This is a genomic window from Sphingobacterium multivorum, from assembly GCF_900457465.1.
GTDB lineage: Bacteria > Bacteroidota > Bacteroidia > Sphingobacteriales > Sphingobacteriaceae > Sphingobacterium > Sphingobacterium multivorum.
Map to the genome: position 1 here is coordinate 1,165,684 of NZ_UAUU01000002.1, position 22,653 is coordinate 1,188,336.

The window sequence follows — 22,653 nt, forward strand, 5'->3', positions numbered from 1 at the left end:
TGATGAAAATATTCCAGCCTTCACCCTGTCATTCCATACTGGTCGATGGTACCTTAATGGCTTTCGAAAAGCCCATTATTATGGGGATACTCAATGTGACTCCAGATTCATTTTATGATGGTGGCGACAATACAACCGTCGAACTTGCGGTAGAGAAAGCCAAGAAGCTATTGCTTGAAGGTGCTCAAATCCTTGATATTGGCGCCTATTCCTCACGTCCAGGTGCTCCATTGATTTCATCACAGGAGGAAATGGATCGAGCTCTTCCTGCTATTCGGGCGATTAAAACTGCATTTCCTGACGCAATTTTATCAATAGATACCTTTAGGGCAGACGTTGCCGCTGCGGCAATCGATGCGGGAGTGCACATCATAAATGATGTTTCGGGAGGTACACTCGACGATAACATGTTCGCCACGGTAGCAAAATATCAAGTTCCGTATATTCTCATGCATATGCGCGGTATTCCCGAAAATATGCAGGAAAAAACCGATTACAACGATATTGTAACTGACGTAGCCACCTTTTTAGGTGACCGCATTGCGACGCTAAGAAGTATGGGGGTGAAAGATATTATTCTTGATCCGGGATTTGGTTTTGCAAAGACAGTGGAACAAAACTATGAGTTACTCTATCGTGTCAATGAACTTCATTACTTTGAATTACCAATTTTGGGCGGAATATCCCGTAAATCCATGATTTATAAAAAAATCGGAATCACTGCCCAGGAAGCTTTAAACGGCACCACTGCTTTAAATACGCTACTTCTCGAAAGAGGTGTACAAATTCTCCGCGTACATGATGTAAAGGAAGCGAAGCAATTGGTTGATCTCTTCTATTCGTAAATCAGCATTATTTGCCTACAAATTTCGGATCACTTAATGTTTTAATAAAAGCGATGATCGCTTCCTTTTCTTCTTCTGTCATAGGAATTCTTTTTCCATTTTCTTTCAAAATCGGATCAAGGTTAGCTGCATCCAAAAACCCTTGTCGAAATAATCCAGCACAGATTTCAACGTTGGGAACTGCCCAAAACTTCCATAAGGCGCTGTATACTCCGCATTTCTTAAAGAAGGTACCCGAAAAGCCATATAGTCTGTATCAATACCTGTGATACGTGCTCGCCCGGCCTCATCTGGATGTTTGTTTAACGGAAACCGACATTTCTAAAACTCTGATCGGTAAATAATTCTGATGCATGGCAGCTTTCACATTTCAATTTAAACAGCTGATACCCCCGTTCTTCCTCAATAGTGAATTGCTCCCCTTCACCTCGTTTTACCTTGTCATATTTACTGTCGGCTGAAATTAGGGTATACTCATATTGTCCAATGCTTTTATAAATTCGTTCAGGTGTAATATTCTCATCGCCAAAAGCCTTCTTGAACAATACTTTGTAGTCAAAATCCCCATTAATTTTGCCGATAACCTCCAAGATAGAAGAGTTCATCTCTTCATGCGTGATAATTGGAACTAAAGGTTGCTTTTCCAGTTCGAGTATATTGCCATCCCAATTATAAAATTTCATAAAAGCCAAATTCTGCAAAGGCGGCGTATTCCGAAATCCAACACGATCATCTATCCCTACCGCCTGCATTTTTCCATCGGAAAAAGCCAATGCGGGGTTATGGCAACTGGCACATGATATCGTATTATTTCCACTGAATCTTTTCTCATGAAACAGCTTTCCCCCCAATTCAACACCATATTTTGTTGGCTTATTGCTCTTAAACGCATTATTTAGACTCGGAAAATCCGCAGGAATGTTGAAAGTGACTATAGGGTTATCTTCCAGCTTAGAATCAACAATATCATCCCTACTACAGGATAAAGCAATCACTATAATGGTCAGGATTAAGATGACTTTTTTCATCCTATTAATTTTATCAAGGGTTGATGAATATTCAAAATGTACACAATAGTCTGATGCAGAAAGCATCCGTTCGCTTTTATGCCTAATGTGTTTTCCATAAATGGCTACAATCGCATTCCAGATCATAGCCATTTACATCATATTTAGTTAGAAACACCTTCAACAGTGAACATCCCTGCTGTATCGCTGCTTCCGTTGCCGCCAAGATTATCAACAAACTTCACCATTTCCACTGCTGAATGAATACTAGGTGTAGCATTATTGGCCCCCAAGGTGATGGTATTCGTTTTACCGCTTAGGAGCTTATCGAAATCTGCCCTGATGTTAATCTGTGGTATACTTTTTCCAACAGTAACTATGGAAGGTAAATTCAAGGTAATGTCCCGGTAAGCATCTACGCCCTGTTTATAAGTGGATTCATCGCCGTTTGTACCGTTGACCGTACTCCCTGTGTGAATAGACAACTCTTTATGATCAACACCATAAAAGCCCTCCAATTTCGTAAATCGGTAACCTGTCCCCCATTCCCAATGCATTTTAGTATCATTTGCTCCTGCTGTTGCATAGAAAACTGGGAATCTCAGTTGATCCAGAGTATTTATTTCCTGTTTTACCCCCAAACCGAATTTGATCTGTTTATACTCGCCAACAGGTATATTACTCAGTACATAATTTAAAGTTGCTGCTTTCGCCTGATCAATTACTGTAGCCCCTTTATCCAGGTCATTTACATTATAAGGGATCTCAGACCCGTCGGCTTTAATAAGTCTGATATTGCTAATTACATACTTTAGCTCAGAAAACTGATACAGTTGTCCGCTGGCGGATGTATTTTTCGTGGCAGCTGGGGAATCTGCACTACCCAGCACAATTGTTGTATTTTTAAATGTATTGTTGAAATGTAAGTTAACACTGTTAGCGACGTCTTCACTTTTGCTACAAGAAACCATAACCAAAGAGATCATCAGGAGTTTAATTGCATTGTTTTTCATTTTATTTTTAAGTTCTAAGGTATTTAAAAATTGATTTTTAAGGATGTAAAGATATTCCTACCCATGCGTGGTATATTTCCCCAATCCGCATAGGTACTATAGTATTCATTGAAAAGGTTCTCCGCACCGACCTGAAACGCGGCATTTAATTTCCCAATATTGAAGTTATAATCTGCCGAAACATTCCAAATCTTATAGGATGCAGTTTGGTCCTCTCCGTATTCAGGACTAAAATTGACTTGACTAAAGTCCCCGTTCATTGAAGTTTGCACGCCGATCATTTTGTATCGGTAATGCAGTGATGTTTGATAACTTAAGGGACGTATAAAGGGCAGGTTTCCGCCCATATTGTCTTGCCCTCTGGCATAGGTAAGTATAGCTTTCCAATCTAGACCTGGCAAAATTTGATATTGCGCATTGAGTGCCAGATTAAACAGCGTCGCATGATCTAAAGAGGTATAGCCTTTTACGCCTACCGATTGATAGTTCATGGGGCTACCCAAACTCAAAATCCGGCCAATAATGTAGTCTTGTATAAAGAAATAATTGGCCTTGGCCCCAATGCTTAGCTTTCCGGTCTTAAATCCGGCACTGGCATTGGCTTCATAAGAAACTTCATTTTTTAAATTTGGATTTCCGATATAGTCATAACGATCGAAACTGTTATAGATGTAGTAACCATACGCTTCCGAAACAGAAGGAGCACGATGCCCAAACCCTGTTCCTAGAGAAAAGTCAAACTGACCAATATTTAACTGATAGCTAGCATGTAGGCTCGGCAGAATTCTATTTTTCTTCTGTGGAGAACCCGGATGGAAGATCCAGTTGAATTCAACGTATTTCGAATAGTTATAGTTCAAACCCAATGAACCCCCAAAGACAAGTCTACTGATATCAGAAAGATCTAACGAGTTATTAATGGCTACACTCGCGAATCGTGTGGTCACCCATGGCCAGCTATAGGCAAACATGGTCTGTTTGGATCGATCTTGCGGATACATACGCATCTCAGCTATCGATAGATTATCGTAAGCATTTACCTGTATTTCCGAAGAATAACGATCTTTCTGCAGATTAATTTTAGATAAAAGACCGTAGGTCGTACTCCAGCCTGGCATATCCATATGGACCAAATTCTCCGGACGGGTTGTATCATCCATATAGTGCTCAACAGCATTAAAATAAACTTTGGTGTCCCATACTTTTACCAAGCCCTCTTCAAACAACTGTTTGTATGTAGCGGAAGTGATGATCGCTCTGGATAAGGATAGGTCCATTGGTAAAGCTGGAAATCCCACATCTTTTGCCCGATCAAAAATAGCATCCACCCTAACGGCAGAGAGCGGACTTGTTTTATAGGCCAAGCCCAAAGACGCATTGAATTTATTATATTGCGAATGCCGTACTTCATCGTCATTTCCATCATAATAATTTCCAGCCTTCCGGAAGGCAATACTTCCATCTGCCACAAATTTGTCGCTCGAGTAATATAAATTTCCAAGATTGAACGTCTGCTTATTATTGAATTCAAAACCTGTCTGATAGGCTCCGCCAATTTTTTTCTGCAGCCCAAACGAGGTATTCCTTCTTTTTAGATCTATACTGCCCGCGACCGTAGCGCCATGCAGATTACCCTCCTGCCCCGATTTAATATCGATGGCAGCAAGATTATTACTTTCTACATAAGAGGTTATCGGGTCCATTTTATCCGTACATGCTCCAAAGACATGCATCCCGTCGATCGTAATTATCGAACGCTCGCTACTCATATTATTGAGTAGGGGTTCCCAAGCGTAGGCACCACGTTTGATGAAGCTGATATTACTTGCAGAAGCCAAATATTCATCCACGGAGACTGTCATCTTTAGATCGTTTTCGATCCTCCTTTTAGTAGCTGCGGTGACTGTAACCTCCGCTAGACGTCTCGTGGTATCGCGCGTAATAGGATTGTTTTGTCCGTGTACGTTCCATCCCAAAGACAACATAAAGAGCATAACACTTATTTTCTTCATAGCCTCTAAAATAGAATGTCGATGTATAACTCACTTTTACGCCCTTCTACCCCAGGTGTAAAGTCTTTGGGTACCTCAGTTCCTGCTATTACCCTTCCATTTTGGTTGACCAAAATAAAATTCAGCGTCCAGTTGCCTGTCATGGTGTAATTGACAACACCTTGGTACAATCCGTTGGCCTGTTGGACCAAGTCCTTATTATTGGGGGAAGAATGGTTGCCCATCGAAGGTTCTGGCATACGCGGATCTAACTGCAAGGTGTATCCGTTGACTCTTGTATAAGACAATTGCGCAGTGTCTAATTTATAAATACCTGCGACCAGTTTATTTTCAGCAACATTTGGTTTCCAAGGAGCAATCAAGGCGATTAAATAGTGTTCGCCATCTTTCCCGGTAAAGGTGGTTATATTACGATTTTTATTGGTCTGCGGCATTACAGTTACATGCTGTGCAGCAGAGAAAGTCTGATCGCCAATTTTAAAATCGATTTCCAAACTCCAGTTTGCTGCTGCAGAACTTTCATCTGTAAACACACTGTAACCCGAAAAGTAGTTTCCATCTAACGTATGGTCCATTACGGGCTGGTTTGGACAAACAATTTTCAGTCCTTGCATATTGGTTTGGATGGGCAGCAATTTGACTGCGGAAACGGCTACAGGTTCATTATTTTGCTGCTTATTGATTTTCACGCGGATATCATTATAACCGCGGTACAATACCCCGCCCGGGGCTTCAATATGAATATTGTACCCTGAAGAAATAAGGCTTGTAACCTCTTTAAACTCCATATTCTCTTCAACAGTATTTCCCCGTTCGGCCTCATAGTCTGTTTTTGCCTTGGTACAGCCGACTACAAGAAGACCTATAATCGCGATATAAAAACCCGCTTTTTTTATAAATAAATCTCTCATCTATAATATTTCATGTATAAGGAAGCTTTCCGATTTACTTCGTGAACTCGCAAGCCCGGTTTAAATAAATCATGCTGGCATCCTATATGACAAATGGATATATTTTTGTAGCGAAATGAAATCATCCTGTTGATTTTAAGTAGATTACTAACCACGATCAACATTATAATGATTCAGAGCCACATCGAAATGTAGTCCAAATAACCATATTGGTTTCTTTGAAATAAATACTGAATAAGTAGTTTAATCGGAGGATTGATTACTTTGACAAGACATCGCTAAACGCATTTTCACAACGCAATTATAAAGCGATACTAGCCCTAGCTTACACTGTAAACCATCATCAGCGATCGATTACTTATTCAAATAAATTACTAGCTGGATTTAAACCAAAGGGGGGTGAAATATTGTAAAGATGGGATTATAGGAATAATCTTCTTTATATACTGGAAGCAGGCGCTCCACAGTGTCTTCATAAAGAGCCGTGTTTTTAAACGTAAAATCTTGCGTATTATTTATAAAAACAACATCAATAATACGTAATTCAAGATTTTTTTGTTCCTTTTCCTCATGTTCGCGCATTTTCTTCATCAAAATACACTGGCCTCGACAGGCAAGCGCATTATCGTTAAAACGATTGATACATTCGTAACGTGCGATATAATCTCGATTCAACTCGAAGACTGTCCATAGCCATACCGTTGAGAAGCTCTGTAGGAGCATCAAGGGTAATAGAATCCATATAAACAGTCTGATTTTCATTCGAATATTTTATTCTCAATAGCAGCTTACATCAGGAAGATTGCTTCATTATCTTGTAAACTGGTCAACTCATGATAATCCGTGTGAGTTTGGGCAAATATAACAAATGAAACTTGGAATAAACAAATTCCATTCGAAAGAAAAAGTCCCAGATAGCAAACTACCTGGGACTTGGAAAAAATCAATCTTTATTATTTTGTCGCAATCGTCAAGACAGCTTTCTTATTACCTGCAGTTAAATCCAATGTAAAAACATAGGTTTTACCGATCTCTAATACTTTACCGGTTTTGATGCCAAGATTGCCTGAGTCGCGTCCATTCTTTCCATCCCCCACAAAAACGATATCACTTGTCGTTGTCAGGTCTGTGCCACCAAATTCACCGCCCCATCCCTTTTGATGGAAAAATTTGAAATTGATGTTATCAGAATTTATAGACTCTCCTGCCTTAACAGTTATCTGGTATTTCTTGTTGCCTAGCGGCACCAGACAAAGCGCTTTATCTGTGTTCCAGCCTACCTGATTACTAGATACCTTAGGTTTTCCGATTCCTTCACCAATAATCCAAACCGCCCCACTTCCGTCATCTTGTAATTTTGCTAAATCATTACCTGTCATCGCTTCAACCACAAAATATTTTAAGGTAAAGTCCGCAGTAACGCGATACTTACCGTTCATTCCGTTGAAAGCGATTGATCCGTCAGGAGCTTGTGTAAAATAGTCCGGATCAATCCACCAATTCTTCAGATCTTCTATTCCGTCAAGAACCACCTTCTCGCCTTTTACCATATTCAACTCTGCCTTAAAGTGCTCATCATCGAGGCGACTGAATACCGTTCCATTAATGGCATAAGCAATAATAAACGGTGAAGCTTGATAAGTTGAGGTATTAAATGCGATGCTATAGGTTCCAGAAGTTGAATTTGAAAATGGGATTTCAGCCGTAGACCCTAGGTTTATAACATTATTGACCCAACCAAAATTCATCAGATTGCCTTGTGCGCCCACTTTTGGTGCTTGAATATAGCCCTTTACCGAAAATGGAAAATTCTCTTTTGCCGCATATTGATTACGCCCTACCCTTTCCATGCGATAGGACTTGGACTCTGTGACTAAAGTTAAATATGGAAAGTCGGGTCTGCTCAGATTAATATCAAAAGATTGTTCCGTTATTTTTTGGCTAATATTCTGTAAGACAAACTTAAGGGTTGCTTTTCCATCGGGAATATCTTTCAGGAACGGAACATAAATTTTTCCAGCATAATCTCCATTTTGTTTGGTACGAATGACGGTTTCTGTTACCTTGTCGTCTGTAAAATACAATTGTGCTTTAACAGTAGACAGCGCAACTTCACTATCCGACACATGCACCTGAAATTCGAGACTATCCCCAAAATTTGCAGTCGAGATAGGCGATTTCAATTCGATTTTAGGATCCCCTATTTGATAGGTATATTTTTCATCCTTTTTACAGGAACTAACTGCAGTAATAGCAGCAGTTCCCAATAGTATATTGATGAGATATCTTTTCATTTGTTCATAATTTATGCGCTATCCATGTGATAGCGCTTAAGGTCTATCATCCTCCAATTAATAGGTCCAGCGGTAAGAAACAACCGACTTAGCTGGCACATCATAACTAAAATGATGTTTACCATCTGCCAACGTAATTTTACGGCTATCGCCCGATTCGTTTAACAGAACAACAGCATAGGTTCCGTCTGTATTTTGAAATGCAGTATAAACCAACCCTTCCGCTGTATATCCAGAAGCGCCAATCCGTGTGGCCCCTGATTTGACCACCGAGGAAAGATGACCAACAATATAGTAATGCGAATTGCGCGTTATATTCTTATAATTTGCCTTACTAATATCTACGGCTCCATAACATGTCTGACAGCCACCTTCGCGATTTGGCCCTTTGTCAGTATCAAGCATCAGGTTCCATACAATGACGCCCTTGCTCCAATTGTTGACGGTGCCCAATGCAACTTCACGCATATCCTCCATCAAACGTTTTTCAAGATTGCGTCCATCATTCCATTCCCCAATGGATGTTTCCGTAAATACCAGTTCCTTATCTGGGCGTTGATTATGAATATCGATAAGTTCAGCCTTATCCCCACCATAATTATGGTACGCCGCTCCGGCGAAGAATGAAGCCGCTCCGGCATCGTTATAGATCTTTACAGGGTAATCAGCCTGATCAGCAATGTTATCATAGTTATAATTATGATCAAATGCATAGATCTTTGTTGATAAGTTAGCCGCTTTTAACTGTGGGCCCAAAGCTTGTTTGACAAAAGCTTGTTGCTCTTGCCATGACATATAAAGCGAAGCGGAATTTTTTCTGTTCAACGGTTCATTTTGAACAGTAATCGAATAAATATTAATGCCTTCTTTCTTCATTGCTTGGATCCATTGAACGAAATACCAACCATAGTCCTGATAATACTTTGGATTTAACTGACCACTGGTCCACGAATCAAAGGGCTTTAAATCAGTTAAGTTGTTAACTTTCATCCATTTCGGTGGAGTCCATGGAGAGCCCATGATTTTTATGGATGGATTGATGGCAAGTATTTCTTTCAGCACTGGAATGATATATTGTGTTTCTTCCGACTGTAGTCCAAAATTTTCCTTTCCTTCCTTATCCCAGCAGGTATATTCACTCAAAGAGAAGTCGGAACATCCAATAGCAATACGGATGTAATTCATTCCCATTCCATCTTTATCTGAGAAAGTCTCCGTAAGAAATTTTGTTCGATCTTCCTTACTCATCTTCATCAGATTATAGCAGGTAGAGCCTGTAACTGCTGCACCGAAGCCGTCCATTGTCTGAAATTTCTTAGCTGGATCTAGCGTAATTGTATTAGGCGACATGTTAAATTTGGAACTGAAATCAACAAAGCGTTTTCCAAAATCCAAAGACCGACTGCCTGTCGTCGTATAAATGGTAACGTCACCACTTTTTTTAATTTCATCACCTTGTGAAGGTGTATAGCTGTCACGGTTACAAGATGTTGCCGTCACTAGACAGGACAACAAGAATGTATATATCATAGTTTTTTTATTATTGCGTTTCATCTGTTAATAAATTTTTCGCCATCCATCAAATGAGGATTTCCGTTGTTAAATCAGTTAATACCCCGGATTCTGAACTAGATTAGGATTCTGATCAATTTTTGGTTGCGGAATCGGTAAACGGTAAGAGTTCTTCGTGAAGGGATACACCTGTGCCTTTCTTCCAGCATCTTTAGCATAAACAGCATTCATGACAGATTCCACCTTATCTAAGCGCACGAGATCAAACCATCGTTGTCCTTCGAAGGCCAATTCAAGACGACGTTCTTTCAAATAAGCGTCTAATAAAGCATCCTTATTTGAACGTACGGCAGCGGATATTTTAGGCAATTTAGCACGGGTGCGAATTTTGTCAATAATGTCTGCCGCTCCAGATAGATCTGATCCCTGCTGAATTAATGCTTCCGCTTTTAACAATAAAAGGTCTGCGTAACGAAGCTTGACAATACTATTAAATGCAGAACGTAATTTAAACATGAATGGATAATGGTTTGACGGATAATAGTTGCTCCAAGTAGTGGAATAATAAACAATAGATTGCCCCAAACGAACCTGGTCCCCTTCATTCGTATACGCTTGAATCAAGTCCCGAGATGGGGTTATCCATTTGGCCCATGTGAAGTTATTATCATAATTGGACAAATCCCTTCCAAACATCCAAGTCGCCCAATTACCTCCACCCGAAGTAAACTGTGCTTCCAAAATCGATTCTTTCGTATTCCGCTGTGCAAGATCTGTGTTGCTTGCATTCATTGCATATAGATCTGAGTAATTGGTATTCAGATCAAATCCATCCGCAGTCAATGCGTCAACATATTGGATAACTTTAGCGTAATCGCGAATTGGTTTTTCGGCATAGATCTTTGCCAGCATCGCTCGTGCGACGGATTTGGTAAATAAAGTCTTATTCCCATTATTGTTGGGTGGTGCATCAGCCAATCCGTCCATCAAGTCTTTTTCGATCTGCTTATAGGCTTCTTCTACTGTGGCTTGTTTTGGAAAATATTGCGGATAAACTTCATTGACATTGTCACCAGTAATATCGGGTGCAATTGTGGTAATGACAGGGATAGATCCGAATATACGGACCATATCAAACATCGCCAATGCTCTGAATAGTTTAGCTTGTGCCTTATACGTTCTAATATCCGTATCGCTCAACGATTTATCAGCAACACTATCAACGTAAATGATCAATCGATTTGCACGTCCAACATCTTCCAGATATCTTCCCCAATCCCGGTCAACAACCGAGTTAGACCCTTCAATAGAATTATTTTCGAAAGGTACAACTTCCGCTCCCGTCGTTCCCGCATAGGAATTATCGGCATGGGAATCTCCGATTAGGAGCAGATCGAGATACCAATGTTCCTGCCGATCTTTCATTTGCTGATAAATCCCCGCCAAATAGGTCTCAACCTCAGCTCTATTCTTAAAAACAATCTGCGTTCCTGTCTCGGTCTTCCCTTGACTCACATCCGAATAATCTGAAAGTGGATCACGGTTCAAAGAGCAAGAAAATAAAAACAAAGAGCCGGTTAGCAAAGAAAGAGCATTACTTATATATTTTTTCATGATACAGACAATTAAAACTCAATATTAAGACCTAAAACAAATGAACGATTCTGTGGATAGGTACCCCAATCTATACCTTGGATTCTGGAATCGGATCCGCCCGAATATTGGTTTACTTCCGGATCCATACCTGAATACTTAGTCAAGGTAAACAGATTGCTTACAGATAGATAAGGCTGAATTTTATGGATACCAATACGCTTCAGTATCTCCGGAGAAATGGAATAGCCCAAGGACACATTTTTCATCCGCAAATAACTACCATCTTCAACAAAATAGGTTGAATTTTTCATGTCAAACCCAGCTTTAGGAACATGTGTAATCTGTCCCGGTACCCGCCAGCGATCCAATACAACTGTCGTTTGATTTCGACCATCATACATCCCCTCTGTTTCCATACGGCTGGCATTGAAGATGTCGTTTCCATAAGTTCCCTGAATGAATATGCTTAGATCGAAATTTTTCCAAGAGAAACTATTTGTCATACCATACACAAACTTTGGCAGGGGATTGCCGATATACGTACGGTCGCTTGACGAGATCTTGCCATCTCCGTTCAGGTCGCGATACATGAGCTCACCGGTTTCAGGGTTTACGCCATCTGAAATATAACCGAAGAATCCTGCAAGCGATCTTCCGGGCTCATTTTTCACCACAAAATCATTGACATAATCGTTCGTTTTGACATCATAATACACCTGTTGTAAGTCGAGCTGCTGAAGCTTATTTCTGTTGAAAGAGATATTAAAATCTGTATTCCAAGTCAAGTTTCCGGTCAGATTTTTCGAATTTACCGCAAATTCAAAACCATGATTATTCAACCTTCCACCATTTCTTTGGATTGTAGTTGCTTGCTGTCCTGCAGGCAAGCTCGCATTCATTAAAAGATTCTTGGTATCCTTGTTGTAGTAATCTGCGCTGATGCTGAGTCGATTATTCAACATCGTGATATCAAAACCGATACTGGTTGTGCTTGTCGTTTCCCAAGTTAAATCTTTCGCTCTTAAGATTGTGGGTTTATTGATATTTGGTACAGCATTGTCTTTTCCCTCAACAAACCATTGTTGACGTTGGATACCGCTCAATTGCAGGTAAGCATAATCGCCTAATCCGTATTGATTACCTGTCTGTCCCCACCCCCCCCGGATTTTTAAGTCGTTTATCCAGGTTACATCTTTCATAAAATCTTCAGCAGAGATTCTCCAAGCAGCCGATACCGATGGAAAATAGCCCCAACGTCGTTCTGGACTTAGCTTGGAAGAACCATCGGCACGCATATTTGCGGTCAATAAATACTTGCCATCATAATTGTACATTGCGCGTGCGAAATAGGACATAATCCCCCAATTGGATGCTGTAGATCCTGTTCTATCCCAAGAGATCTTATTTGCAGCATTAAGTGTCTCAATGATTCCATTAGCATAGTTTGAACCATAGATATAGCTTCTGGAGTACTTAGAATCCGTCCATGACGAACCGCCCATTACTTCCAAATTATGCTTTCCGAAGTTCTTCGTGTATGTCAAGAAATTGTCCCACGTTAACACGGTATTTGTATTACGAATATCTGAAGCTTCCCCGAATTGATTTCTTCCCCACGCTGTCGTCCAAGGATCCAAAAAAGTGGTCATCACCCCGGATCTTCGATCTAATGAAAACGAAGTTTTCCATGTTAAGTTAGGCATAAAGGAAATCAATGCACTTCCTGTGGCAACAAGACGGTTTTCGCGGTTATTGTTATTCCTTGTCCGGGCTAAGTTTTCCAATGGACCTGTAATGTTGTTGATCCCATAAAAATTATTATAGAATCGATCTGGATTTGTTGGATCCCATACAGGGGCGTAAGTAGGTGTTGTGATTACAGATGTAACTACTCCACCACGGTTAGAACCCAATCCGGAGGTAATTCCATTATCATTGTTATCGGAATAATTGATATTCGCATTCACCTTTAGCCATTTTCGAACTTGGTTATCAATATTAGCACGAAAATTATATCGTCTAAAAAAGGATCCTTGTAATGTTCCTTTTTCGTTCAAGTACCCTCCACCTAAATAGTAACGAAGCTTCTCATTACCATCCGAGATGGATATTTGATGATTTTGTTGAATACCTGTCTTGTAGGTTTCTTTGAACCAATCCGTTTGATCCAACAATCCCTCTGGCAGATTTATCATACCTATTTCATCCTGTAAGTCTTTGTATTGACTGGTATTTAAAACGTTGACAGTGTTATTGACAACATTGGCTGTCCACTGTGTTCCAAGCGTAATTTTTGCCTCGCCGGCTTTTCCTGATTTTGTCGTAACCAAGATGACACCGTTCGAACCACGCGAGCCGTAGATCGCTGCCGATGAGGCGTCCTTTAGAATTTGAATGTCCGTGATATCATTGGGAGACAAGAACTTAATATCTTCCACAGGAACTCCATCAACAACATATAAGGGAGTCGTATTGCTATTAAAAGACGTTATCCCCCGAATTTGTATCTGAGGTGCTGCACCTGGCTGGCCACTCGGCTGAATAACAGTGACGCCGGCAGCCTTACCTTGAATGGCTTGTCCAAAATTGGTGACGGGCCTCTTTTCAAGGTCTTTCGTGGAAACAGAAGAGATTGCAGTCGTGACATCTTTTCTTTTGACGCTACCATAACCGATTACAATGACATCCTCCAGCATATTGGTTGATGAATTCAATTGGACGACCATGGTACTGTTGGCAGGCAATTCTTTGCTGTCGTAGCCAACAAAGGTAAATTGGAGTATACTGCCGATGCTAGCAGAAATTTGAAAACGCCCATCTGCATTACTGGAGACTGCATTATTACTTCCTTTTTGTGTAATGGTTACTCCAGAGAGTGGTTTCTGATCTTGAGCATCCAAGATACGTCCACTGACTTGAACTCGGTCTTGGGCAAATACCAAATTCACCAAAGTAAACAAGAAAGCTAGCCCCATTGAAAAGGCAACTTTTCGTGTAAAGTAAATCATATGAAATAAAAAAATTGGTTATTGTTTAATCTTTTGGTTATTCCAAAATGGCAATGAGTTTCCCCTGCTTCATTGCTCAAAACAAAACTAAGATCACCAAGACGGAGAAAAAAGAGCTAGTACTGAAAAAGTACCAGAAAAAAAATGCAAACAGCTAACATAAAGATTATTACAAATTAAATACAGCATTAAAAAGTACCTACAGGAGCGTACAATCGTCTTTAAAACAGCCAATTTTCGGGTATTACCCTACATTTTAGGCCCGGTCGATCACCGCAATCTGACATACAGCAGCTTCAAAAGCATCGCGGTTTCCCGCAGCCTTATTACGCACTTTTGTTCTATAATTATAAACTGTCCGAAGAGAATATCGAAGGAAACTTGCAATCTTCACGGAATCATCGATTCCTAATCGAATCAATGCGAAAATCCGAAGTTCAGTATTTAACAATTCTGTTTTTTTGGGATAGATTTTCTCGTCCTCCTGAAGTAAGGCATTGAATTCATCAACAAAGGTTGGATATAGATTTAAAAAGATACGGTCAAAATTAACATAGAGTTGCTGCACCTCTCTTTCTTCCATTTGCGTTGACTTTAACTGTTCGCGTAAGGCATCCCACTGCTGATTCGTCGCTTTTTTCAACAGTGCTTTTCTGATATCTTCCATTTTATCGATATAACTCGAACACATATCAAAGAATTGCGCAATATATTCCTCTTTAATATGATTGGATTCAGATAATTTAAGGTTAGTCTGGTTTATTTCATCATTCAATGATCGAAGTTGTTGGTTTGTAGCCGATAATTCCGATCGTATCCTTCTCAAATGTTGCACTTGTCTATAAATAATGACAAGTCCAATGATTACACCAATCAATAAAATACTGACGATAATGACCAAGCCTACCAGTTGCCGATTTTGGCTACTGATTTTCTGCTGATAGGCGGCATTGATTATAGGATAAGAAGAGGTACCTTCAATAATGCGATACCGCACTTTACATAACATCGCATCGTCTATGGCTTTTTCAATAAACTGAAAAGCGCGATCGAAATCCTGTTGGTCGTAATACGTTAGCGCCAGATCATGAAAAGATGCGTTGTCGCGATTAGCCATTTCAATATCTGCACTGGCCGATATGGAAAGATAGTAAATTTGACTTTTTGTATCCTTTTCATATTTGTAAATGAGCCCCATAAAATAGGCTATCAGCGCGCGCTGCTCAATATTCTTTTTGTTCTCATTCCAGAGGACCAACAATTGCTTTTTAGCATCCTCACGATTACCATTAAAAAGTGTTTTTATAGCAATGGTGGTACGATACTCCAAGGAAGACTTTGGTAGTACCGTTAACAGAGAATCACGATACTTTTCACTTGCCTGGTAATATTCTGATCGATTATTGCTCTGACCGTAATGACTATAAAAGGAGCTGTAGGTATCGTAATATTTTGCCAGGAGATCCCGGCCAAGATGAGCGGGCTCAACTTGCTTTAACAATTGTGAAGCTTCTATATACCGTCCGACGGTGGAATACACCCAGGCCAAATCGAGATGAATAACCGCCTGTAAGGAGTCATTATTCGGTGGAGCGAGCTTTTGACACAGTAAGATATAAGTAAGCGCTGCGTCAGAATCAAACTTCTTATAATTTTCAAAGATTTCGTAGTTCTTCTTCAAAAATTGAACAGGATTACTTTCTAATGCTTTGGCCTCCTGTTTTAATTTCTCCAATTTATCTTCACGGTTCTTGATGTAAATTTTCTGATTTTCCATCAAATATTCCAATCGTTGCAAAACCCGGGTACTATCGGAATCTACTTGCGCAGATAGGTAAAGACTAAAATGAGCAAAAAGAATAAAAAGAAAAATGCGCTGCAACATAATAAACTCGGTTCAACATCGTGTAGACTAAACTACATAAAAATAACAACAAAAAAGAGGACGTCTCCCGACGGCCTCTTCCCCCGACCCAGTTAAGGGTCCAAGAATTAACAAGTTAATTCTTTATCGCATGAAAAATAGTTTTCCTTTTAATGTATGGCAACCTATTGCCAACCTCCTCCCAAGGCTTTGTATAGTAAAATCTGGTTTAACGTGTTTTCTTTCTCCAATTCTACTTTTCCGATTTGGGCTTCCAGCGACTCCTTCTGTGCTGTAACGACATCCAGAGAGGTCACCCGTCCAGCAATAAATAGTTCCTGTGCGGCCTCGATAGAGAGCTTTAATGCTTGAACATGCTCATCGACAAAACCACGTCGTCTGCCTATTGCCTCTTGCGTCATAATCACATTAGAAACCTCATTATAAGCATTCAGAACCATTTTTTCATAATCCAAAAAAGCAATCCCATAGTCCGCTTTTGCAATCTCGTACTGCGTTTTCAGTTGCCTTTGGTTAAATATCGGAAGCGTAATACCGCCAAATAAGTTATAAGCAATAGATTTATCCAAATTAAATAACTTGTTAAAGCTAAAGCTCTGCAATCCGATAAATGGACTTATTGCTACAGAAGGCAGAAAAGCCAAACGTGATGCTTCCTGATTATTCGAAGAGGCAATCACTTTCAAATAAGCGGCCTTGATATCGGGACGTTGGTTGACAAGATCATCCGGTGTACCAAAATGCATTGCATGATATAAATCCGCATTTTCAGCATATGTACTTCGTACAATAGGTTGATAAAAACGTCCTAATAAACCATTTATATGGTGTTCCCAAAGTGCTATCTCTTGGATCAATTGTTCTTTAGCAGCTTTAGAATTGGCCAAAAGCGCTTTAAACTGTTGTACAGAAAGCTCAGTCGCATAACCAGCATCTTTTTTTACTTCAACAACTTCCAGTGCATTCTTATGCAATTCAATATTCCGATTATATACTTTTATCTTTTGATCCAAAGCAATTAGTTCATAATAAGCAGTTGCAATATTAGAGACTAATTCCGTTTCCAAGAGACGCTTTCCCTCCTGCTCTGCTAGGAAGCTAAAATAAGCAGCTTGTTTTTGGCTCTTTAACTTTCCCCAAAGATCAATCTCCCAAGATGAACGAAGTCCGATAAAATAATCTGGGATAAATGGTTCGGGTAATTTTTCATCATTTTTCAAATTCTCCGAGAAATTTGAATCGTAATTACCGATCCCTGACTCAGTATAGTGGCCATACTTCCGTATTCCTCCTTCTACTGCGGCCTCGACCCTAGGACCTAAAGCGGCTTTCCGTTGCTTAAAATAAGCTTGCGCAGATTCCAAACGTAGGATGGATTGACGAATATCCAAATTGTTCTGCAACGCCGAATCAATTAAGGAAACCAACTGCGAATCTTTAAAAATTTCCTTCCAAGGTCGGCTTCCCACATTTAAACTATCTGGCGAAAGATGTTTAGAAAAGGAATTCGGTACGTTTACTTTCTCCGGTTGGAGAGCTTTTTTGGGAACCGAACAACTTCCAAATAAAATAAGTGCAGCAATAACTAAAGAAGCTTGTTTCACAACTTGTTTCTTATTCTCTTTTTTTGAAAATAAGATCACTAAGCCTGGGATGACAATTACCCCCAGAATGGTTCCGATAAGCATTCCGCCGACTGCAGCCGTACCGATACTTCGATTACCCAATGCTCCCGCTCCACTGGCCATCATCAAGGGTATCAAACCTGCAATAAAAGCAAAGGAAGTCATTAATATCGGACGTAAGCGGGCAACTGCTCCTTCTATTGAAGCTGTCACGATATCCATTCCTTGCTTATATTTCAAATTGGCATATTCCACAATCAGAATCGCATTTTTGCCCAGCAAACCAATCAGCATGACCAATGCGACCTGCGCATAGATATTGTTTTCCAATCCAAAGACCTTCAGGAAAATGAAAGCACCAAAGATCCCCGCTGGAAGACAGAGCAGAACTGGTAACGGCAATAAGAAGCTTTCGTACTGTGCACATAACAACAGATAAACAAACAGAAGACAAAGCGCGAAGATATACAAAGCCTGATTTCCCGAGATTTTCTGTTCCCGAGTCATACCAGACCATTCGATACTATAACCTTGAGGAAGAGATGACGCTATTTTTTCCACTTCTTCGATCGCTTGTCCAGAACTAAAGCCTGCCGAGGATTGTCCTGTAATCATGGCCGAACTAAACATATTGTAACGGGTAATTTGTTCAGGACCATAAATTCTTTCCATCGAAATAAAGGCATTGTATGGTACCATCTCACCCGTCTCATTCTTCACATATAAGCGTAATACATCTTCTGGTCTTTGGCGATATTCGGGACCAGCCTGTACCATGACCTTATACATCTGTCCGTAACGGATGAAATTTGTCGCGTAAAGACTTCCCATTAAGGTCTGGAGCGTATTCATGGCATTCTCCACCGATATTCCTTTTTTTGCAGCCATATCGTAGTCCACCTTCAGCATATACTGTGGAAAGTTCACATCAAAACTGGAGTTGATATCCTGAAGAACATCACTTTTTTCCATATCGTCCATAAACTTCTGCAGCACTTCGGCCGTCTTATTGAGATCTTCATTACCACTACGGTCCAATAGACGTAGTTCAAAACCTGATGAGTTACCAAAGCCTGGAACTGTTGGTGGAGGAAAAAAATCAATTTCCGCATCGGCAAAGTCCTTGGTTTTTTCGCGTAAATCTTTAATGACATCATCTACTGTCTGATCTCGCTCTTTCCAGGGTTTCAGATTGATCATCCCCATCCCGTAGGAAGCGCCGGACACTTCGGTAATGATACTATATCCCGATAATGTAGAAACGGTTTCCACAATATCAAGCTGACGTGATACAGAGTCAATTTTATCCAAAACACGTTCGGTACGGTCCACCGTTGCTCCTGGAGGTGTGGTTACAGCGACATAAATCATTCCCTGATCCTCGGTTGGAATAAAGCCCGAAGGTAAGATCGCGCTACTTCCCCAGGTGGCGACAAAGAAAACGCCAAGTAAAAGCAAGGTCAATCCGCGCCGTGCACTTGTTTTTACCAAAATCCCCTTGTAACCAAAGGCTGTCTTATCATAAACTGCGTTGAATCTTTTAAAGAAACGATCGAGCCAATTATTCGATGGTTTGCGATCGTGAGGCGATTTCAAGAAAAGCGCACATAAAGCGGGTGTCAATGTCAACGCGTTGATACCTGAAATAACAATGGCAGCCGCGAGCGTCAATGAAAATTGACGATAAAATATCCCCACCGGCCCTGAAAGAAAGGCAACAGGAACAAACACGGCAGACATTACCAACGTAATGGCCACAACAGCGCCACCGACTTCTTTCATTGCCTCCAATGTCGCTTCCATAGGTTGAAGATGTTCCTCTTCCATTTTGGCATATACGGCCTCGACGACGACAATCCCATTATCCACCACAATACCTATAGCCAGTACCAATGCAAACAAGGTCAGCAGGTTGATGGAAAAACCTAGCATCTGCATAAAAAATAAGGCTCCAATCAAACATACTGGTACGGCCAAAATCGGTATAACAGTCGCCCTAAAGTCCTGCAAAAAGATAAACACAACAATAAAAACCAAGAGGAAGGCCTCCAATAAGGTTTTGATGACCGAGGAAATCGAAGCATCCAAAAACCGCGACACATCGTAACCCATGGTATAAGTCATGCCGGTAGGGAACTGGGTTTGTTTTAATTCGGCCATGCGATCTTTTACACGCTGAATTACCTCCTGTGCATTTGATCCTGGCAATTGCTTCAACATGATGGAGGCAGATGGTCGGCCATCCGTCTTGGATACCATTTCATAATCCAATGAGCCAAATTCAACATCGGCGACATCTTTTATACGGATAATGGAACCATTTGAAGTCGCTCGGATGGGGACATTCGCATACTCTTCAATTTCAGTGAACTTACCCGGATAACGTAACACATATTGTTGCATGTTGCGCATTTTATCCGAACTGATACCTGTTTGCCCCGGCGCGGCCTCGATATTCTGCTTTCGCAATGCAGCTACCACGTCCTCTGCAGAAATATTATAGGCTGCCATACGATCAGGTTTAACCCAAACCCGCATTGCATAGTCGCGCATACCCATAATCTGAGCGAGACCGACACCTTCGATCCGTTTCAGTTCCTTTAGAATGTTGATATCTGCGAAATTGTAAATGAATCTTTCATCCGCAGTTTCATCATCGGTAAAAACATTCAGATACATCAGCATGGAGTTGACCTCTTTTTCGGTGGTTACCCCTGCTTTGATGACCTCTTCAGGGAGTTCATCCAATACAGTAGTTACCCTATTCTGTACGTTTACAGCCGCAATATCTGGATCTGTACCAACTTCAAAAAAGATTTGAATAACCGTGCTGCCGTTATTGGTAGACACTGAATTCATGTAAGTCATCCCAGCTACACCGTTGATTGCTTTTTCCAAAGGAATAGCGACAGCATTTGTACTCACCTCAGCATTGGCACCTGTATAATTGGCATTGACGACTACCGAAGGTGGTACAATGTCCGGAAATTGTGTGATGGGCAATGTAAATAAGGCCAACAACCCTAAAAGTGTAATAAACACCGAAATAACCAACGACAATATGGGTCGTTTTATAAATGTTTCAAACATAATTTATCCTCCCTTACAGTTTCCTCATTTTTGGATTAATCTTCATTCCACTCCGCAGTCCCTGTACTCCCTCATAGACAATCTTGGCGTTGGGATCTAAACCTCCATCCACAATGTAATAATGCCCCACACGCGGGCCCGCTGTAAAAGGTGTCATTTTTACGGTACTATCTGCCTGTACTGTATAAACGTATGTCTTATCCTGAATTTCAAATACTGATTTTTGGTGTACAAAGGTATGTTCCCCTGTCTGCATTGGCACCGCAATCTTACCTGTTGCGCCATGCTTTAAGATATGCTCGGCATTGGGAAATTGAACCCGAAGGGCAATGGATCCAGTATTGGCTTCAAATTCACTTTCTACCAAATGGGCAATTCCCTCGTGTGGATACAGCTCACCATTGGCCAAAATTAACTTGACCGATTTTTGCGTTTCCTTACCGTCCAGCTTATCACGCATAAGTGTCAGATACTCCCTTTCAGAAATATCAAAATAAACATTCACTTTGCTTAAATCGGAGATCGTCGTAATTAAGCTACCCTCGGTCAATAAAGAGCCTTCTCTCAATAAGATACGGTCTATACGACCGTCAAAAGGAGCTTGTATAACAGTATAGTCCAATCTTGTCTGTGCCTGATTCACCAAAGCTCGGGCTTCTTCGATCTTAGAATTGGCCGCTTTTAGTTGAATTTTCAATAAATTATATTCGGAAGAGCTCACAATATTCTTGTCAACCAATTTTTGAGTTCGCTCCATTTCCAGCTTAATCTTTTGTGCTTCGGCAATAGCATTATCATACTGTGCTTTGGCCTTGGCTAATTCCGAACGATATTCCTCATTATTATACTTAAATAGTATTTGGCCTTTCTTTACCCAAGCCCCTTCGTCTACATAAATTTTATCCAAAAACCCATTCAATTTCGAGCGAATCTCGACGTTTTTCAACGCTTGGACATCCGCAATATATTCTTGATAAACAGTTGTGTCCATCACCATCAAAGAGGCGACGGGTATATTTTTGAGTTCTTCTATTTGGTCAGCATTAGCATTTTTGGAGCGGCATGAGGCCAACATCCCGACCGCGCCAAGCAAAAGGCACAGTATTCGTAATTTGTTCATATGGGAATAATCTTTTTTTAAAGGTCATATGGAATACCCAGTTGTTTTTCATCCACGTTGGTGTTTGCCAAACATTGGTATTTCATAAACGATAAAAAATGTAAAATGTTAAACCCTCCTACGGCATTTTAAAGTCAGTCGTTAGGAGAATGTATTAGATAGGAGCTACAGCAATTTTATAGGGCAAAGAGCGGCCTAAGGCCTTCCATACCATATACAGAAATAAAATAAAACTATTGCAGCCTCCGATAGAAAATTATTGGAGGTAACTAGAATGGCCTAAAACGGGATAGGAAGCGATAATACCCTGGTAAGCATAGGGTTTTAGATCGGTAAAAAGGATGTTCATCATCTTTTGCAAAACATAATGCCGTAAAGACGATTCCAAAAACAAAAATAAAAATTGGTAGTACTTGACTATTGAGTGAAAATATACGATAATCATCTTGCAATAGTACTTTTTCTTCTTGGGAAGAATGAATGGGTTCCAAATCCAATACGTCATCCAAAAAATACTCCACAATGGTCTCACCTGCATGCAGCACCTGTCCAGTTGCCGAGGAGAAAGACTCATAGGTCAACAGATTAAGGTATGCAAAGAGTGTTAAAAAATGAAATATTTTGCCTAACATATCGAAATTTCGAATCACAAAGGTATGACTTTAAATAGCTAAGATTATTTTATTCGTGTAAAAAAACCATGACAGCCTAAAATTAGCAGTCATGGTTTTCAAT

Annotated in this window: 15 protein-coding genes; 1 reads left to right on the plus strand and 14 read right to left on the minus strand. The window is 40.4% G+C overall.

Annotation, left to right across the window (positions count from 1 at the left end; all coding sequences use genetic code 11):
- Window positions 1–2 precede the first annotated feature (2 nt).
- The gene (gene folP, locus DTA23_RS05230; protein ID WP_112373988.1) at window positions 3–845 is read left to right on the plus strand and encodes a dihydropteroate synthase; all 843 of its coding nucleotides are present in this window, start codon (window positions 3–5) and stop codon (window positions 843–845) included.
- A 7-nt stretch (window positions 846–852) separates the two neighbouring features.
- On the opposite strand, the gene DTA23_RS28485 is transcribed toward folP, so the two are convergent.
- From DTA23_RS28485 to DTA23_RS05295, 14 genes are all read right to left on the minus strand, one after another.
- A complete protein-coding gene (locus DTA23_RS28485) occupies window positions 853–981 on the minus strand; it encodes a hypothetical protein (RefSeq protein WP_256602842.1) in 129 nt (42 codons plus the stop codon).
- A gap of 166 nt (window positions 982–1,147) precedes the next feature.
- A complete protein-coding gene (locus tag DTA23_RS05235) occupies window positions 1,148–1,873 on the minus strand; it encodes a cytochrome-c peroxidase (RefSeq protein WP_218565295.1) in 726 nt (241 codons plus the stop codon).
- Window positions 1,874–2,016: 143 nt separating this feature from the next.
- Window positions 2,017–2,865: an MbnP family protein gene (locus DTA23_RS05240; RefSeq protein ID WP_112373989.1), complete on the minus strand. Its 849-nt coding sequence runs from the start codon at window positions 2,863–2,865 to the stop codon at window positions 2,017–2,019.
- A gap of 23 nt (window positions 2,866–2,888) precedes the next feature.
- Window positions 2,889–4,877, minus strand: a complete 1,989-nt coding sequence (locus tag DTA23_RS05245; RefSeq protein ID WP_112373990.1) for a TonB-dependent receptor plug domain-containing protein — start codon at window positions 4,875–4,877, stop codon at window positions 2,889–2,891.
- A 5-nt stretch (window positions 4,878–4,882) separates the two neighbouring features.
- Window positions 4,883–5,788: a FixH family protein gene (locus tag DTA23_RS05250; protein ID WP_239468788.1), complete on the minus strand. Its 906-nt coding sequence runs from the start codon at window positions 5,786–5,788 to the stop codon at window positions 4,883–4,885.
- Window positions 5,789–6,172: 384 nt separating this feature from the next.
- The gene (locus DTA23_RS05255) at window positions 6,173–6,550 is read right to left on the minus strand and encodes a hypothetical protein (protein ID WP_075990767.1); all 378 of its coding nucleotides are present in this window, start codon (window positions 6,548–6,550) and stop codon (window positions 6,173–6,175) included.
- A gap of 191 nt (window positions 6,551–6,741) precedes the next feature.
- On the minus strand, window positions 6,742–8,082 hold the full coding sequence (locus DTA23_RS05260; RefSeq protein WP_112373991.1) for a DUF5125 domain-containing protein: 1,341 nt from the start codon (window positions 8,080–8,082) through the stop codon (window positions 6,742–6,744).
- A gap of 57 nt (window positions 8,083–8,139) precedes the next feature.
- Window positions 8,140–9,612 carry an endo-1,6-beta-glucanase gene (locus DTA23_RS05265; protein ID WP_172462320.1) on the minus strand — a complete coding sequence of 491 codons (1,473 nt, stop codon included), beginning with the start codon at window positions 9,610–9,612 and terminating at the stop codon, window positions 8,140–8,142.
- Window positions 9,613–9,690: 78 nt separating this feature from the next.
- Window positions 9,691–11,208: a RagB/SusD family nutrient uptake outer membrane protein gene (locus tag DTA23_RS05270; RefSeq protein WP_112373993.1), complete on the minus strand. Its 1,518-nt coding sequence runs from the start codon at window positions 11,206–11,208 to the stop codon at window positions 9,691–9,693.
- Between the two features lie 11 nt (window positions 11,209–11,219).
- A complete protein-coding gene (locus tag DTA23_RS05275) occupies window positions 11,220–14,165 on the minus strand; it encodes a SusC/RagA family TonB-linked outer membrane protein (protein ID WP_256602844.1) in 2,946 nt (981 codons plus the stop codon).
- Between the two features lie 289 nt (window positions 14,166–14,454).
- Window positions 14,455–16,083, minus strand: a complete 1,629-nt coding sequence (gene susR, locus DTA23_RS05280) for a SusR family glycan utilization regulator (RefSeq protein WP_112373995.1) — start codon at window positions 16,081–16,083, stop codon at window positions 14,455–14,457.
- Between the two features lie 164 nt (window positions 16,084–16,247).
- Window positions 16,248–20,798 (minus strand): efflux RND transporter permease subunit, encoded by a 4,551-nt coding sequence (locus DTA23_RS05285; protein ID WP_112373996.1) that lies wholly within the window; start codon window positions 20,796–20,798, stop codon window positions 16,248–16,250.
- Window positions 20,799–20,811: 13 nt separating this feature from the next.
- Window positions 20,812–21,918 (minus strand): efflux RND transporter periplasmic adaptor subunit, encoded by a 1,107-nt coding sequence (locus DTA23_RS05290; protein ID WP_112373997.1) that lies wholly within the window; start codon window positions 21,916–21,918, stop codon window positions 20,812–20,814.
- Window positions 21,919–22,187: 269 nt separating this feature from the next.
- Window positions 22,188–22,550, minus strand: a complete 363-nt coding sequence (locus DTA23_RS05295; RefSeq protein WP_070561742.1) for a hypothetical protein — start codon at window positions 22,548–22,550, stop codon at window positions 22,188–22,190.
- Window positions 22,551–22,653: the final 103 nt, after the last annotated feature.

What these genes read in the sequence shown, in the direction of transcription:
- DTA23_RS05295 (WP_070561742.1), bottom strand. Translation starts at nt 22,550, where the DNA reads ATGTTAGGCAAAATATTTCATTTTTTAACACTCTTTGCATACCTTAAT.
- DTA23_RS05275 (WP_256602844.1), bottom strand. Translation starts at nt 14,165, where the DNA reads ATGGGGCTAGCTTTCTTGTTTACTTTGGTGAATTTGGTATTTGCCCAA.
- DTA23_RS05290 (WP_112373997.1), bottom strand. Translation starts at nt 21,918, where the DNA reads ATGAACAAATTACGAATACTGTGCCTTTTGCTTGGCGCGGTCGGGATG.
- DTA23_RS05260 (WP_112373991.1), bottom strand. Translation starts at nt 8,082, where the DNA reads ATGAAAAGATATCTCATCAATATACTATTGGGAACTGCTGCTATTACT.
- DTA23_RS05250 (WP_239468788.1), bottom strand. Translation starts at nt 5,788, where the DNA reads ATGAGAGATTTATTTATAAAAAAAGCGGGTTTTTATATCGCGATTATA.
- DTA23_RS05265 (WP_172462320.1), bottom strand. Translation starts at nt 9,612, where the DNA reads ATGATATATACATTCTTGTTGTCCTGTCTAGTGACGGCAACATCTTGT.
- DTA23_RS05240 (WP_112373989.1), bottom strand. Translation starts at nt 2,865, where the DNA reads ATGAAAAACAATGCAATTAAACTCCTGATGATCTCTTTGGTTATGGTT.
- susR (WP_112373995.1), bottom strand. Translation starts at nt 16,083, where the DNA reads ATGTTGCAGCGCATTTTTCTTTTTATTCTTTTTGCTCATTTTAGTCTT.
- DTA23_RS05285 (WP_112373996.1), bottom strand. Translation starts at nt 20,798, where the DNA reads ATGTTTGAAACATTTATAAAACGACCCATATTGTCGTTGGTTATTTCG.
- folP (WP_112373988.1), top strand. Translation starts at nt 3, where the DNA reads ATGAAAATATTCCAGCCTTCACCCTGTCATTCCATACTGGTCGATGGT.
- DTA23_RS05270 (WP_112373993.1), bottom strand. Translation starts at nt 11,208, where the DNA reads ATGAAAAAATATATAAGTAATGCTCTTTCTTTGCTAACCGGCTCTTTG.
- DTA23_RS05255 (WP_075990767.1), bottom strand. Translation starts at nt 6,550, where the DNA reads ATGAAAATCAGACTGTTTATATGGATTCTATTACCCTTGATGCTCCTA.
- DTA23_RS05235 (WP_218565295.1), bottom strand. Translation starts at nt 1,873, where the DNA reads ATGAAAAAAGTCATCTTAATCCTGACCATTATAGTGATTGCTTTATCC.
- DTA23_RS05245 (WP_112373990.1), bottom strand. Translation starts at nt 4,877, where the DNA reads ATGAAGAAAATAAGTGTTATGCTCTTTATGTTGTCTTTGGGATGGAAC.